Below are 16,408 nucleotides of genomic sequence, written 5' to 3' on the forward strand. Positions count from 1 at the left end.
TTCTTGAAAGTTAAAGTCAGGGGATTCCGTTGATTAACACGGCTAAATGCAATAAATAAAAGGGTAAGATTTAATACCTTAGCTAGTTCATGAGTTTATAAATTTTTAATGGAAGGGATGTCAATCACTGCAATATATAATGATACGGAGCAAAAGGAAATTCAAGGTGAATTTGAAATGCTCTTGGAAGCGCTGAAGGGGAAAATGGATAAAGAGGATTTTGACAATATCCATTCTGCTTTTGAGATCGCTGCAGAAGCGCATAAAAATCAACGGAGAAAATCCGGTGAACCATATATCTTGCACCCTATCGAAGTAGCCAGGATATGTGTAGAGGAAATGGGATTAGGACCTACTGCCGTTATTTCTGCTATCCTGCACGATACGGTGGAAGATACAAAAATTAGTCTTGGTGATATAAAGGAAAGGTTTGGTGAAAAAATCACCCATATTGTCGATGGACTTACCAAGTTGGCCAAATCCTATCAGACGGATACCCCTCAGGCAGAAAACTTCCGAAAAGTATTGAGTACGTTGCTCTTTGATGTACGTGTGGTGCTAATTAAATTGGCAGATAGGTTACACAACATGCGTACTATAAAGAATATGCCCAAAGAAAAGCAACTTAAAATTGCTGCGGAAACAAGTTATATCTATGCGCCCCTGGCCCATCGTTTGGGCTTTTATAATTTGCGGACTGAGTTTCAGGACATTTCCATGAAGGTCATGGAGCCAAAAACCTATAAGGAAATCGCAAAAAAGCTTAACCAGACAAAAATAGAGAGAGATGAATATATCCGCTCGTTTATTGGCCCCCTGGAACCTAAGATTAAAGCACTGAACATTCCTTACAGGATTACAGGCAGGCCCAAATCCATATCTTCAATTTACAATAAGATAAAAAAGAAGAATGTACCGTTTGAAGAAATTTATGACCTTTTTGCCGTTCGGATTATCGTAGAGGTTCCCCATGAGCTGGAGAAGCAAACCTGTTGGCAAATATATTCTATAGTTACAGATGTACATACACCTATAGCAGAACGTCTGAAAGATTTTGTAACCACCCCCAAGTCTAATGGGTATGAATCACTACATACCACTGTAATAGGGCCGAAAGGGCGGTATGTTGAAGTGCAGATAAGGACCGAAAGGATGGACGAGATTGCAGAACGGGGTTTTGCAGCACATTGGAAATACAAGGGTGTTAGTAATCACGATCATTTCGGACCGTGGCTAGATAGTATCCGGGAGATTTTGGAAGATAATGAAAAGGATGCCTTGGAGTTTGTCAATGATTTCAAGAACAACCTATTTAGTGAAGAGGTATTTGTTTATACTCCAAAAGGGGATGTCAGGGTGCTTCCAAAAGGGGCTACAGCTCTGGATTTTGCTTTTAGTATCCACACGGATATTGGTTACCATTGTATAGCTGTAAAAGTAAATAATAAGTTGGTACCAATGGGGTATCAGCTTCAGAATGGAGATCAAATTCACGTAACGACTTCCAAAAACCAGAAACCCAATGAGGATTGGTTGAAAATGGTAGTGACCTCCAGAGCTCGCGGCCGAATAAAATCAGCAATTAAGGAAGAAAAAAGAAGGATAGGAGAAGTTGGTAAAGAAGCACTGGAACGAAAGTTGAAACATCTAAAAATCTCTTTTGAGGATAATATTGACCTTCTGGTTAATCTCACCGGTTATGCCAGTAGGACAGAATTGTATTATGATTTGGCCCAGGACAATATTTCAGTACCTCAATTGTTCAAGGATTTGGAAGTAGTCGGTGGTAAACTTCAAAAGGAGATTGCTAAAGGAGAAATAAAAGTCAAAGAAGAAACGCCCAGGAAGCGCCCGAGAAAAGCTAAGCCTGCCCCAGTCATTATGCTGAATGGAGAACCGGGAGAAAAGTTCCAATATTCATTGGCAAGTTGTTGTAATCCCGTGAATGGCGATAATATTTTTGGATTCGTATCCACCAATTCCGGGATTAAGATCCATCGGTTTAACTGCCCGAATGCTGAACATATGCTGTCAAATTATGGATATCGCGTAATGAAAGCAGAATGGGCGAACAATATGGAGGAAGAATTTGTTGCAGATTTGAAGATTGTTGGTATTGACCAGGGGGTAGGTGTTATTCAAAATCTCACAGGGCTAATATCGAACAAATTTAATCTTAACATTCGGTCTTTCCATATTGAAGGGCATGAAGGTTATTTTGAAGGAAAAATGAGTATATTGGTCTATAATATCAATCAATTAAATTTAATTATTAAGTCACTAAGTGATATGGAAGGCGTTTCTACTGTCACTAGAATAGAGTAAAAATGGGTGTCATGAAGTTGGAAGAGAAAAACGATAGCATAATAAAAGAAGTGAAAAATATATTCACGGCGCATTTGGAGAAAAATAAACTTCGTAAAACGCCGGAACGCTTTGCCATTCTTGAGGAAATTTATTCCAGGGACGATCATTTTGATGCTGAAGCATTGTACATCCAAATGAAGAATCAAAATTATAGAGTCAGTAGAGCCACAGTATATAATACCCTTGAATTATTGGTGAGTTCTGATCTGATAAAGCGTCATCAATTTGGAAAAAACCTGGCTCAGTATGAAAAGTCCTATGGATTTAAACAACACGATCATATTATCTGTGTAGACTGTGGAAAAGTTCTGGAATTCTGTGATCCCAGGATTCAGGAAATTAAAAATATGATGGGGAATTTGATGGACTTCAAAATTACGCACCACAACCTTAATTTATACGGAAAATGTAAAGGCAGCTGTGAAAATAGCCCATCCGAAAATTAGAATATAGTTGCTGAAATAGAGGCTGCTTTCTTCCGGAGTATGCAATTTTACAAAATACAAGTACGCTGTGATCAATAGATTTGGAACTCACGGCATTAATTGTTGATCTTCCCGATTAATTCGTATGTTTGAAGTATCAAAGTGAATTGAAAAGCTGTGAAATTTCCGGTGTAAACATTAAATTTGCCGGATCATAAAAAATAAATTACCTAACTATATTTATTAGTACATGTCTGTAGATGTTATTTTGGGCCTTCAGTGGGGAGATGAAGGAAAGGGAAAAATTGTGGATTGCCTGGCCACCAATTATGATTTTATCTGTAGATTCCAGGGAGGGCCGAATGCAGGCCATACATTGATTTTTGATGGGAAAAAATATGTGCTTCATACAATACCTTCAGGGATTTTCCGGGAAAACCTTATAAATATTATTGGGGCAGGAGTGGTGATTGACCCAATCACATTGTCCCAGGAAATAGCTTCGGTCGAGGCAGAAAATATTAATGTGGCGGACAGGTTGATGATATCGAACCGGGCGCACTTTATATTGCCGACGCACAGATTGCTGGACAAAGCTTCAGAAGCTGCTAAAGGAAAAAGTAAAATAGGTTCTACTCTCAAAGGAATTGGTCCTACGTATATGGACAAAACCGGCAGAAATGGTTTGCGTTATGGAGATTTGTTTTCTCCAAATTTCAAGTCCAAGTACAATAATTTAAAGGAGAAACATTTGGGGCTTCTGAAGATGTACCCGGATGTCGAATTTGATCTCCCGGCCGAGGAAGAAAAGTGGTTTGAAAGCCTGGAAGAAATTAGAAACATTCGACATATAAATGCTGAATATTTGATTAATCGTGCACTGGATGATGGAAAGCGGGTATTGGCAGAAGGTGCTCAGGGTACAATGCTAGATGTCGAATACGGAACTTATCCCTTTGTAACATCCTCAAATACCACCAGTAGCGGTGTGTGTTCGGGATTGGGAATCCCTCCCGGAAAAATTGGTGATGTTATTGGTATTACTAAAGCGTATTGTACACGGGTAGGTAGTGGCCCTTTCCCTACGGAGTTGTTTGATGAAGATGGTGAAAAACTCCAGAAGCTAGGTCATGAATTCGGCGCTACAACAGGCCGGCCCAGACGATGTGGATGGTTGGATCTTGCCCAGCTTAAATATAGTATTATGATTAATGGTGTTAACAAACTCGTAGTTACAAAGCTGGATGTAATGAGCACTTTTGAGCCTATAAAAGCCGCTACTTCATACGCAATTAACGGAGAGGATACGACAGAATTACCTTATGATCTGACGGATTACGAAATAAAACCCAATTACCAATCAATGCCGGGATGGGAGGAAGACATTACGAAAATCAAAGAATACGGTAGTCTTCCACAAAATGCGAAAGATTATATCTCCTTTGTCCAAAAGAATGCCGGAACAGAAATTTTTATCGTGTCTAATGGTCCGGGGAGAGAACAAATGATTCTGAAATAATTAATTTGCTTTGGTCGGAAGAGTAGCCACTACGATATATTGATATTCCAGTGAAGTCGTATCCAATTGGGTGATATATCCAGCTGTCTTCAAGTCTCGGGTTAAGTCCGAATGCAAGACTCTTTCACTATCAGGTGGGCCATTTGGTAGGTCTTCATCTTTGAATTCGATTAATATAATTTTTCCTCCGGTGCGTAGTTTGTCCTTTAGGTTTTTCAAATATGAAATTCCGTTTACGATATAAGGATACGTACTAACCATTAATACCCCGTCAACTTCATTTTTATTGAGCATTGAATTATTCTCAGTTGCCAGTCTTATATCCAGTTTCTCTTTCAGTTGGACAGGAAGGTCATTTGACTTACTTTTTATGAATTCTATCATTGTAGAGTCAATATCGATGGCTATCATTTTATGCACTTTCGGTAAGCTGTGGAAAGTAAAGTAGCCTGTACTGGCTCCTATGTCAGCAATTGTTTTAATGGAAAGTGGTTCTCCAAATAATTCTATCACATAGTTAGGCTTTTGCCAGATATGGCGTTGTGCACTCTCATAAAAAGAAATATGGTCATCCAAATTGTCCGGCTCCAGCGCAACATAATTAGTAGGAGCCCTGGATTCATTCGTTCCCTCAGAACTACAGGATAGGATGAGAAATTGGAATAAAAGAAGACCGTATAGAATTCTCATAAATTTCAATTAGTCATTTTTTCATTACTTCAGGGATACGGGTCAAAAATTTTTCAATTCTATTTCGCACCACCCCTGAAGAGCATGAATAATTGTCTAAAATAATACAAAAACTTAAAATTTGTTTTGATTGGGTGAATATATATCCGGCATAGCTCCTTTGTCTTCCGATATACCCACTTTTAGCCAATACTTTTAATTTGTGTGGATTGTTCTTCATCATATATTTCAATGTACCCTCTTTGCCCATTTCTGGGAGGGTCACGGAGAATGTTTCAAACCATGAGGTATCGTTGTAAATTATTTGGAGTATATCGTTGAATGTCCTGGCCGAAGAAGTATTTCGGGGGCTGAGGCCACTTCCGTCTACTATAAAAGCACCGGACATTCCCACCCCTTGGTCTTCCCAAAATTCCTTCATAAAATCCCGTCCACATTCAAAGGAAGAAGGAGGTGTGGTACTGTTGCAAGTCAGTTTCATAAGGGCTTCCGCAAATAAGTTGACGGATTCAAAATTTGTTATCCTGGCTATTTCCGAAAGTTGCGGTGAATAAATGTTGTAAAGTTCTTCGGATATTGGAATAGGTATATCCCTAATCCCGGTATTTCCTGTGATGCGTATACCGTTACTTTTCAGGTAATCTCCTAAAAATGTAGCAAAATAACTGGGAGGGTTTGTTATACTGCCTCGGATGGTAAACAACCCGTTCCCTGGCGGAATAGTGCCCCGAACTACGGCATTATTAGAATACGGACCTGCATATATGTAAGCTCTGTCTCCACTACCTACAGGGCCAGTCCGGACCTCATTTTTAATTGAAAAACCATCTATAGAAGGAATAATGGAATGAATAGTTGTCAATTCTCCCGTATTTGAATTCTGAACAAATTTTAATTGGTATTCATTATTATTAAAATTGATAGCCCAATGGCCGGCACCATAATAATTTCCCAAATCTGCCCAGGGCCATCCCGAAGGTGTTTTTTGTCCAGATAGAGCGCTTTCATCTACTAAAATATTTCCGTCAATAGTGTGGACCCCTTTTTCTCGTAATGTTTTCAAAAGTTGAAAAGCAATTTCTTCCAAATCGGGAATATTGTCAAAGTGGTCCGAGCCAATCGTAGGGTCACCACTTCCTTTTATGACCAGATCGCCCCTGATTGTTTGATCTGAAAAAAGGCCGGAATATCCTATTACAGTTTTGTAGCGATAATTTTTACCTTTTACTTTAAGCGCTGATGCTGTAGATAATATCTTTTGAATAGAAGCCGTCGGTAAGGAGCGATCCGCATCAAATTCCAGTACAATTTCTCCGGTTTTAATATTTTTTACAAGAATCGACGCTGATCCATGTTCCATACAATCATTGTCAATTAAAGATTCGACTAAATTCTGGCTAAATCCAGGTCCATAAAAAAATAAAATGATTATTAATGATATTTTACTCATGTATGTCATTTATTGATACCCCACATTAAATAATGCATCTCCCACGTTTACCACCGGAGTGTTATTATGACCAATTAAATAACCATTTCTAGAGGCTTTGACAGATGTAGATTCTGTTCCGTTCGGATTATAAATGACCCCTATGGCTTCACCTTTTTTGACACTATTCCCGGAACTTTTATTCCATATAAAAATACCGGACTGGTGGGCACGAACCCAGGTTGTTTTTTTAAATGACAATTTTTCCCTGTCAGGACTTGCGGATTTTTTGTCAATCATTTTTTTATCAAACAGGACATTTTGGATTCCCTGGAGTCCTACTTCAATCGCAAAACCATTTAATCGAAGGGCCTCTCCACCTTCATAAACCAGGATAGGAATATCCCTGGATTTGGCTTCTGCCCTTAGGGTCTTGCTTATGGTTGATTTCTCAATCATAAGAGGGGCATTGAAGGATTGTGCCAATTCCAGTGCTTTTACCGATTTTGGGGAGTACCTTACCTGTGGATAATTAAATCGACTATCTCCTCCAGTGTGAAAATCCAGTCCAAAGTCAACTATAGGCAAAATTTTCTTGCTCATTACTTTCGCTACTCTGGAAGCCAGAGAACCGGTTGAAAAACCGGGAAAACTGCGGTTTACATCTTTGCCATCTGGTACATATCTTGAAAAATTCATAAAACCATATATATTTAGTACCGGAATGGCAATTACAGTACCTGAGATAAGATTAGTAAAAAATCCATTGAATATGGATTGTCGTACTATTTCGATACTATTTATTTCATCACCGTGCATTCCTGCCAAAATTAGACCTGTAGGGCCAGGATTTTTCGACCGATAGATGTGAGCCTTAACTGTAACGGTCGATCCGGTAGGTAATTCCCCAATATATAAATCAATTTCTTTGGTTTCTCCCGGTTCAATTTTATACTGACCGATTTGCATATCCTTTTTCCTTTTGATTATGATATCCTTTCTCTACGTATTCTACTATTTTTGAGGCTATATTGACCCCTGTAGTGCCTTCTATGCCCTCCAGACCGGGAGAGGCATTAACTTCTATTACGAAGGACCGGTCTTTTCCTCTAAGCATATCCACACCGGCAATTCCTAAACCCAAAATTTCTGCAGATCTTACGGCATCATCCATTTCCTGATCTGTAAGACGCACCATGCGAGAGGTGCCGCCTCGGTGTAGATTGGATCGGAATTCACCTTCAGCGGCGATTCGTTGCATGGCGGCAACCACTTTCCCGTCCACTACAAAAATTCTTAGGTCAGACCCGCTGGATTCACGAATATATTGTTGCAAAATGGCCTTTTGCTTTAGGTGATAGAGGGTTTCTATCGTTGATTCGGTACTTTTTACACTGTTGGAAATAATAACACCCAGTCCGTGAGTACTATCCAAAAGTTTTATAATTACGGGAAGCTTCATATGAGATTTGAAAAATCCCTGGTTGAAGCTCAGGTAGTTCATAATCATTGTGTCGGGAATTGGGATGTTTTTTGATGCAAGCATTTGAAGGCAACTTAGTTTGTCCCGGGATCGCATTAAAGCGTCTGAGCCAGTGGCCGAAAAAATATTCATCAATTCAAATTGTCTAATTATGGAAGTCCCTAATGTCGTAACTGAACTACCAATCCGGGGAATAATGGCATCTACAGGCCCTATTGGGTAACCGTTGGATTTTATTTGCATATCACCGTCTTTGATCAAAAGGTCAAGGGAGAGATGATCAATGATCTCGACTTCGTGCCCCCTGCGCATACATGCCCGTACCAGGCTTTGAGTTGAATACAGAGCGGTACTACGCGATAGAATTACTATTTTCATCCGGTGGTTATATTAAAAAGTGTAACTTTGAATTGTTTGTTTCCCATGTCATTTATAAAAATAACAGTACTTACTTCAAAAAGTAGAAAATAAAATAAATATTGGAAAATAAGTTAAACAATCCAAGAATTGTAAGAGGGTGGGCTTTTTTTGATTGGGCTAATTCTGCTTACGCTTTAGTTATTACTGTAGCCATTTTCCCCGCCTATTTTATAAGCCATACAACTGAAAATATACCCGTATTTGGTTGGGAACTTAGTAATAGTGCCTTGTTTTCCTATATCATTTCTTTTACATATTTATTGATTGCTCTTGCTTTGCCCCTGTTGTCGGGTTTAGCTGATTACAGTGGCAGGAGGATGTTTTTTCTGAAGATATTTACGACCATTGGTTCAATTGCCTGTATGAGTTTGTATTTTTTTACGGGCATGGAAACGTTATCTATTGGACTACTATCTTTTATTTTGGCCATTATAGGATTTGACGGAGGGAAGGTTTTTTATAATTCTTACCTGCCGGTCATTAGCAGTGAAGATAAGTATGATAAAGTAAGTGCCATGGGATTTGCCTATGGGTATATTGGAAGTGTTTTGCTCTTGTTGCTCAATTTGGCTATGATTATGAAGCCCGGTCTTTTTGGTATTCCAGATTCTGATTTGGCTGTTCGTATTTCTTTTATCCTGGTGGGAATATGGTGGATTGGGTTTGCCCAGATTCCTTTCAAAAGGCTACCGGCAGACCAGCGAAAGCCGGTTAAAGATTTCTTTCGTGTCGGCTTCAGAGAAATATCCCAGGCATATAATTCAATAAAACCGAAGGTAAATGTCCGCCTTTTTTTATGGTCTTTCTTTTTTTACAGTGCAGGCGTCCAGACGGTGTTATACCTGGCGTCTACCTTTGCTGAAAAGGAACTGAATTTTGGTACGACCGGATTGATTGTTATTGTTTTAATTTTGCAGATTGTTGCGGTAGGAGGAGCTTATCTCTTTGCCTGGGTATCTTCCAGGCTCGGGAATAAACCTGCTATTTCGGCGATGTTGGTAATTTGGATCGTTATCTGCATTCTGGCTTATTTTGTCCAGGGCCAGGTACAATTTTATATTCTGGCCTCATTAGTAGGTCTCGTGATGGGGGGAATACAATCAATGAGCAGGTCGACTTATTCCAAATTGCTGTCCGGAAGCGATAAGACACAGTTGAATTCTTTTTTTAGTTTTTACGAAGTATTAGAAAAATTAGCTATCGTTTTTGGTACCTTTTCATTTGGTTTGATTGACCAATTATCAGGAGGAATGCGCAATAGTGTTTTAATTCTGGGCGTCTATTTTATTATCGGGTTGGCTATTTTGGCAAGGGTCAATTCCCCAAAACTCAAAACCGGTATTTAATCAATAAACTCATAAGCTCCGATATCCGGTGTGGTCCCTCTGGAATTACCAAGGATATCATCAGTGATTTCCGGAATTAGGTCTGCCTGATTTTTGGCAATGGACAAAGAATCCAGGGCAAAGTTGTATTCGTTTTCATCCTTGAAAAGAGCGTCGCCAAAATGGTATTGAATAGTGGTCGGGTAATCCTCAAAAAAATCGGGATAGGCTCCATCTTCTGTCAGATCTCTTGCCCTGATAATAGAATGTTCAAATTCAACCTGAAAATAGGACGGTTCATCCAGTATGGCATTGTTTAGTATTAAGGCATCCGATTTACTACTGTATAAAATACTGTTTTCAAAATGGGCATTTAGCCTGGATACTAAACCATTTTCACAACTTCCGGGTTGGGGATTCTGGTCATAGCAATAAAAATTACTTAATAAAACAGCTTCCTGGCCATACCCTATATTGGCAAATGTACAGTGCTTGAAATCATATTGGCCACCCAGTGCTGTGCGTAAGTTGTAGCCTCCCGAGGTATGGAATAGACAGTTTTCTGCCTTTACATTAGCACGAAAACCATATATCCCAAAATAACTATTAAAGCCGACGATCGAATGATCCAATTCCAATTCGGCCAGGGAGTCAACATATACGCCAAATTGAGAATGTAAAATATGGGTATAAGAAAATGAATTATTCTTGCTTTCGGGAGCCAGGTGAATACGTCCCCATTGGCCCAGTCGCTCCTGATACTCTTCTTCCAGCCTGTCGGTCTGGAAAGTGACCGGGTTTTCAGCAGTTCCCAATGTCCGGATCGAGGCATTTTTCCCAATAAATAAGACGCCGTCCTGGTAAGAGGTTTCATTATTCTGCACGAGGCCTCCGTGGACGTATACGCGTGTTCCGGCAGGGATTTCCAGGTCGCAACTGTCAATGACCAGAACCCCGTAAATAACATATGGTTTGGGATCATCCCAGGTCCATTTTCCGAAATCACATGTAATAAGTGCCTGCCTGTCCTTTGATTGTAAAGAAGGGATATAATTGGCATTTTGTCCCCATGCAGTCAATGTAACCTGATCATCTGAATTTCCTCTCAAAATAGACAGATGCTCTTCGATAATGAAAGGACTGGCGCTGATGGGTTGGTCGGGATCTACGGTAACTTCTACAAAAACATATATGCTGTCATGGGGCGGGATCTCTACATCGGATACAGAAGGACCTTGCCTTCCATCAACATTTATTCGAAATTTAGATTCCGGATTGTTTAATTTTACTTCCTGTAGACGGGCAAATTTATCTCCGCGATTGTAAATTTTGAAATAACGGGTAGTAGACCCTACTTGGGTGAATACGGTATCAAAAGTGAGAGTGTCTAGTGAATAATTGATTTCGAGATTTTCAGGGTCTTCAAATTCAAGGGTTTGGCAGGAGAAAATGCCTATTAGTAATAAGGATAAAAGGATGACGCCTGTCGGTAAATTTTTGATCATATAATTATTAAAGTAAAATTTTTATAAACGGCTTCAGTATAAAATAGTACATTAAAATTTGTTTATGCCAGGAGTATCCCTTCATGAAAAATCCAAAAGCAGGCTTCAAAAATCAAATCTCCTGTACTATTTCTTCTGAAATCAATTGTTTTCTTTTTCCCCATTCTATGAAAAATCAAACAAGCTCTAAACGCTTAAATAACGGTTAAGATTATTTTCAAGGTAAAGGTAATGCGGCAAAATTAAATAATTTTGCCGGAGCCGTAAACAATTATTGCATATTGTAGATTTTAGGATGTTTACATTTGGTGTAAGAAATCGTTTTTAAATAAATTTTTTAATGCCGGGAATATATAAAGTTAAATGAAGTCTTTCCTGATAGATGTTATAATACCTGCCTATAATGAAGAGAAATCAATTGGAAAGGTTATTAAGGATATACCCCGGGAATTGGTTCGCTATATTGTTGTATGCAATAACAATAGTACAGACCGAACAGGAAAGGTTGCTAAAGAGATGGGGGCAGTGGTAATCGATTCTAAAGAAAAGGGATACGGTAATGCGTGTCTCAGTGGTATAGAATATATTATGGGATTAGAACATTCTCCGGATATAATCGTTTTTTTGGATGGAGATTATTCCGATTACCCGGATCAAATGGACAGAGTTGTAAATCCGATAATTCGCGACAGTTATGAATTGGTAATAGGGTCCAGGGCACTTGGGAACAGGCAACAAAATTCAATGCAACCCCATCAGATTTTTGGTAATTGGTTGGCCACGCGTTTGATAAAATTCTTTTATGGATATATATTCACTGACCTGGGACCTTTTAGGGCAATAACAGCAGAAGCATTGAAAAAAATAAATATGGAAGACCGGAATTATGGCTGGACCGTTGAAATGCAGGTGAAAGCGGCAAAATACAAGTTACGTACTTCTGAGGTTCCTGTAGATTACCGAGCACGTATAGGTATTTCAAAGGTTTCGGGTACACTAAAAGGTTCTGTACTGGCCGGCTATAAAATTATTTCGACAATATTTAAGTATTTATAGCGTCATGGCATTGATGTCCTTTATATATTCATTTATTTTTATTTTATATAGCCTGGTACTGCTGTATATTCTATTTTATAATTTAATTCAATTTCAGCTTTTACTCAATTATCGGAAATTTAAGAGGAATAGAGACCGTGTCCCCAGGAAATGCAAAGAATTGAAAGATTTGCCAGCGGTTACGGTACAGTTACCTATTTACAATGAAAAATATGTAGTTGGTAGGTTAATTGATAACATATGTTCATTGGCATATCCTAAGGACAAACTTCAAATCCAGGTTTTGGACGATTCGACAGATGATACATTAGAGTTGTCCCGGGAGAAAGTCAATTACTATAAAGAGAAGGGGATAAATGTCGAGTTGATACACAGGAAAGATCGGAAAGGATATAAAGCGGGAGCGCTGCAAAATGGTATGAAAGGGGCTACTGGGGAATTCATTGCTATATTTGATGCCGATTTCCTGCCTTCTGATGATTTTCTAATGAGGACATTACCCTGTTTCCGGGATCCTGAAATCGGAGTCGTTCAAGCCAGGTGGGAACACCTGAATCAACAAGATTCTCTATTGACGCGAATACAGGCATTTCAGTTGAATGTACATTTTACGATTGAACAAAGCGCAAGAAGTTTATCGGATTATTTGTTACAGTTTAACGGAACAGCCGGAATCTGGCGGAAGGAGGCGATAATCAATGCAGGGGGTTGGCATGCTGATACCTTAACCGAAGATCTTGACCTTAGCTATCGCGCGCAATTAAAAGGCTGGAGAATATTATATCGTGAGGATATCGGAGCTCCGGCAGAACTCCCTGCTGAAATCTATAGTTACAAGACTCAGCAATATCGATGGATGAAGGGAGGAGCAGAAACGGCCAGAAAGTTGATGTTGCCGGTGTGGAAATCTAATATTTCATTTTGGAAAAAGATTCATGCTACGGCCCATTTGACAGCATCAACTGTTTTTTTGTTAATTTTTTCCATGGCAGTTTTATCGGTGCCTATGATATGGGCTATTAAGCAGCTTGAAATTAATATGGGCTTTTACCTTGTATTTGTTTTAGGAGTATTGGCTATTTCCTGGACTTTTTATCAGGCAAATGTATTGAATCCTTATAATCAATCCGGTCTGTCGGTGGGACAAAAAATTATCCGGTTTCTTTTTTTATTTCCGGTATTTATGGCTATTTCTATGGGCCTTTCCCTACACAATTCGATTGCAGTAATCCAGGGATACAGAGGGAAAAGTAGTCCTTTTATCCGTACCCCCAAATTAAATGTCATTGATGTAACTAAGGAAAAACAAGGTGTGGATAAACCGGGTAATAAAAATCAGCGAAACCGGATAGATAAAAGTATTTTTTTAGAGGGATTAATGGCTTTATATTTTGTTTTCGGTATAGTTGCAGGGATTAGGTTGGAAAATTATTCAATGCTATTTCTGCACATTTTATTGGCCTTTGGGTTCGGGAGTATTTTCTATTTTAGTTTGCGGGAATTAAAATGGAGGTAAATAATGCGTATGTGTAGAATTATCCATTCCTGGTCGATCTTTATCATATTTAGTCAGGATCGGTGCTTTTAATTTCAGCTACTTACCTATCTTTATTTAATCTTAAATTAGGAAACCTGAGATATACGTGAAGTATTTTTTTGCAACATTATTTATCCTGACCGTTTGGACTATCGGGTACATGATACCCCGCACGGATATTTTTCTATTTCTTGGATCCTATACCTTACTTTTTGGTGTGTTCCTGTTTATTTTTAAGAAAGTAAAAAGCCACCATAGTTTTCTGTTCTACGTAAGTGTAGCGATTATAGCTAGAGTGGGATTGCTTTTGGCCTGGCCGGGGTTGTCGGACGATTTATATCGTTTTTTTTGGGATGGAGTAGTTAGTAACAGCGGTTATTCACCGTATGCGATGACTCCCAGGGAAATGGTTGATGGGGGGGGGGTCTCACAATATTTAATCAATGAGATATTTCCACGGTTAAATTCACAGGATTACTATTCTATTTACCCACCCTTTAGCCAGTTATTATATAGGATTTCAACTTTTTTTACCAGTGAAAACCTGTATTTAAGTGCTGTTGGTATGAGGGTATTCATTATTGCGGCTGACATTGGTATCATATATTTATTGATGAAACTATTGCCGGCCTTAAAATACAATCAAAAAAATGCACTTTTGTATGCTCTTAATCCCCTTGTGATTTTAGAATTTTCAGGGAATTTGCATGCGGAAGTAATTATGCTATTCTTTTTTCTGTTGAGCTTTTGGTGGCTATTAAAAGGGAAATGGGTGCTTTTTAGTATCTTTTTTGCTTTTGGGATATTGACAAAATTGACTATACTTTTACTATTCCCATTACTATTAAAAAGATTGGGATTGAGGAGATTCCTTTATTCATTTATGATCATTGTTTTAGTTGTGGCCATTCCATACATATATATGGGAATTTGGGACTATCTGTTTCACTACATTGAAAGTGTTCGGCTTTATTTTCAGAAATTTGAATTCAATGCCAGTTTTTATTACTTTTTCAGGTGGATAGGATATCATTGGAAAGGTTATAATCTTATTTACTGGATCGGACCATTTTTATCTGTGTTGGCTGTTGGCGGATATTTTTTTATGTATATACTGCAATACTTAAATGATAAAGGGGTCCTCGTCAGGGCACTATTTGTATTTACAATTCTACTTTTTAGCAGCACAACTGTACACCCGTGGTATTTGGTTTTTCTAATTGCTTTTTGTTTATTTTCTCATTACCGGTATCCGATTGTTTGGAGTTTTCTGATTATTTTTAGTTATACTAGTTATGTTTCTGAGCCCTATAAAGAAAATCTGTTGATCGTTTTTGCAGAATATTTTCTATTAGGTATTATATTGTTGATTGAATTTAATTTTGTTCCGGCTAAATGGTACCATTATTTTTTCGAAAAGCCGATGTGAATATTATAATTGTAGAGTGTAAATCAATGAATACATGGTATCTAGCTCTAATTTTTCCAAATAGAATATCAGTATGAACCGCATTATTATATTTCTGATTGCAATTACTTTCTTTTATTCGTGTAAAAATGAAAAGAAAGAAGAAGTGAAGATGGCCCCGGTACCATCTCCCAAAGCTGTTCAGGTTTCCCATTCCGATGTAGATAGAGAATCTATTATAGGTAGTATGGTGAAAATTCCTGCCGGTGAATTTGAAATGGGAGCTAATAGTGACCAGGCAGACGAAGATGAGTATCCAAAGCACCTGGTAAAAGTAGATAGTTTTTTAATGGATGTTACGGAAGTGACCAATGCTCAATTTCGGGAATTTGTCGATGCAACTGGATATGTTACTACGGCTGAAAAGGATATTGACTGGGAGGAGATGAAGAAGCAATTACCTGAAGGAACGCCAAAACCGGATGCATCTATGTTGCGAGCCGGTTCCCTGGTTTTTAAAGCAACGGAAGGGCCTGTACCCCTAAACAATCCGGGGTATTGGTGGGCCTGGACTACAGGAGCTGACTGGAAGCATCCGGAAGGGCCAGGATCCAATATCGATGGGAAAGACCAATGGCCTGTGGTCCATATTTCATGGGAAGATGCCAAAGCTTATGCAGATTGGGCAGGTAAAAGATTGCCCACTGAAGCAGAGTGGGAATGGGCTGCCATGGGAGGATTAAGCAAATCCGTTTATCCCTGGGGAAGGGAACTTGACAAAGGAGATACTATTCACGCTAATTATTGGCAAGGTTCATTTCCCTTTAAAAATTCCGAAGAGGATGGGTATTACCTTAGTGCTCCGGTAGGGGATTTTGTTGCAAATGGATATGGATTATATGATATGTCGGGAAACGTTTGGGAGTGGTGTAGTGATTTGTATCATTTTAAGTCGTACGAAATGAATAGTGACCGCGAGGTCGCTTATAATCCCAAAGGTCCTCAGGAAAGTTATGATCCAGATGAACCATTGATAGAAAAAAGAGTGTTGCGAGGAGGTTCTTTTTTGTGTAATGATTCGTATTGCAGTGGATATCGGGTGTCCAGAAGGATGAAAGGAGATGCTAAGTCGAGTTATAATCATACCGGTTTTAGATGTGTAAAAGATCTATAGTCTTGAGAAATAGGTGATGCTCTTTTCTACTAAAGGATGAAATTTACAGATTTAAGGTTTGAAGGGGCAG

At 38.7% G+C, this 16,408-nt stretch carries 13 protein-coding genes; 8 read left to right on the top strand and 5 right to left on the bottom strand.

Annotation, left to right across the window (positions count from 1 at the left end; all coding sequences use genetic code 11):
• Positions 1-117 precede the first annotated feature (117 nt).
• The 3 genes from LVD47_RS13210 (at position 118) to LVD47_RS13220 (ending at position 4,311) form a co-directional block, all read left to right on the top strand.
• Positions 118-2,325: a RelA/SpoT family protein gene (locus LVD47_RS13210; RefSeq protein ID WP_236977027.1), complete on the top strand. Its 2,208-nt coding sequence runs from the start codon at positions 118-120 to the stop codon at positions 2,323-2,325.
• A gap of 11 nt (positions 2,326-2,336) precedes the next feature.
• Positions 2,337-2,813: a Fur family transcriptional regulator gene (locus tag LVD47_RS13215; protein ID WP_236977029.1), complete on the top strand. Its 477-nt coding sequence runs from the start codon at positions 2,337-2,339 to the stop codon at positions 2,811-2,813.
• Between the two features lie 229 nt (positions 2,814-3,042).
• A complete protein-coding gene (locus LVD47_RS13220) occupies positions 3,043-4,311 on the top strand; it encodes an adenylosuccinate synthase (RefSeq protein WP_236977031.1) in 1,269 nt (422 codons plus the stop codon).
• Here the strand turns inward: LVD47_RS13220 and LVD47_RS13225 are convergent, their stop codons facing one another.
• From LVD47_RS13225 to LVD47_RS13240, 4 genes are read right to left on the bottom strand one after another with little or no spacing between them, the layout of a single operon-like run.
• Complete coding sequence (locus LVD47_RS13225; protein ID WP_236977033.1) at positions 4,312-5,001, bottom strand: class I SAM-dependent methyltransferase; 690 nt, start codon at positions 4,999-5,001, stop codon at positions 4,312-4,314.
• Between the two features lie 13 nt (positions 5,002-5,014).
• Positions 5,015-6,451 (bottom strand): D-alanyl-D-alanine carboxypeptidase/D-alanyl-D-alanine endopeptidase, encoded by a 1,437-nt coding sequence (gene dacB, locus LVD47_RS13230; RefSeq protein WP_236977035.1) that lies wholly within the window; start codon positions 6,449-6,451, stop codon positions 5,015-5,017.
• A 9-nt stretch (positions 6,452-6,460) separates the two neighbouring features.
• Positions 6,461-7,399, bottom strand: a complete 939-nt coding sequence (locus tag LVD47_RS13235) for a succinylglutamate desuccinylase/aspartoacylase family protein (RefSeq protein ID WP_236977037.1) — start codon at positions 7,397-7,399, stop codon at positions 6,461-6,463.
• Positions 7,380-8,291 (bottom strand): ATP-grasp domain-containing protein, encoded by a 912-nt coding sequence (locus LVD47_RS13240; protein WP_236977039.1) that lies wholly within the window; start codon positions 8,289-8,291, stop codon positions 7,380-7,382. Before LVD47_RS13240 ends, LVD47_RS13235 begins: the two co-directional genes overlap by 20 nt.
• 101 nt (positions 8,292-8,392) lie before the next feature.
• Here LVD47_RS13240 and LVD47_RS13245 point away from each other — a divergent pair, with 101 nt between their 5' ends.
• Positions 8,393-9,679: an MFS transporter gene (locus LVD47_RS13245; protein ID WP_236977049.1), complete on the top strand. Its 1,287-nt coding sequence runs from the start codon at positions 8,393-8,395 to the stop codon at positions 9,677-9,679.
• Here the strand turns inward: LVD47_RS13245 and LVD47_RS13250 are convergent.
• Entirely contained in the window at positions 9,676-11,163 is a 1,488-nt protein-coding gene (locus tag LVD47_RS13250) for a hypothetical protein (protein WP_236977051.1), read from the bottom strand. The genes LVD47_RS13245 and LVD47_RS13250 overlap by 4 nt on opposite strands.
• 363 nt (positions 11,164-11,526) lie before the next feature.
• Here LVD47_RS13250 and LVD47_RS13255 point away from each other — a divergent pair, with 363 nt between their 5' ends.
• From LVD47_RS13255 to LVD47_RS13270, 4 genes are all read left to right on the top strand, one after another.
• Positions 11,527-12,219, top strand: a complete 693-nt coding sequence (locus LVD47_RS13255; protein WP_236977053.1) for a glycosyltransferase family 2 protein — start codon at positions 11,527-11,529, stop codon at positions 12,217-12,219.
• 13 nt (positions 12,220-12,232) lie between these two features.
• Positions 12,233-13,735, top strand: coding sequence for a cellulose synthase family protein (locus LVD47_RS13260; RefSeq protein ID WP_500797286.1), 1,503 nt, complete (start codon positions 12,233-12,235; stop codon positions 13,733-13,735).
• A gap of 127 nt (positions 13,736-13,862) precedes the next feature.
• A complete protein-coding gene (locus LVD47_RS13265) occupies positions 13,863-15,185 on the top strand; it encodes an MptA/MptB family glycosyltransferase (protein ID WP_236977057.1) in 1,323 nt (440 codons plus the stop codon).
• 73 nt (positions 15,186-15,258) lie between these two features.
• Positions 15,259-16,338, top strand: a complete 1,080-nt coding sequence (locus tag LVD47_RS13270) for a formylglycine-generating enzyme family protein (protein ID WP_236977059.1) — start codon at positions 15,259-15,261, stop codon at positions 16,336-16,338.
• The last annotated feature ends 70 nt before the right edge of the window (positions 16,339-16,408 follow it).

It is taken from the genome of Membranihabitans maritimus (assembly GCF_021729145.1).
Taxonomy (GTDB): Bacteria; Bacteroidota; Bacteroidia; order Chitinophagales; family Saprospiraceae; genus Membranihabitans; species Membranihabitans maritimus.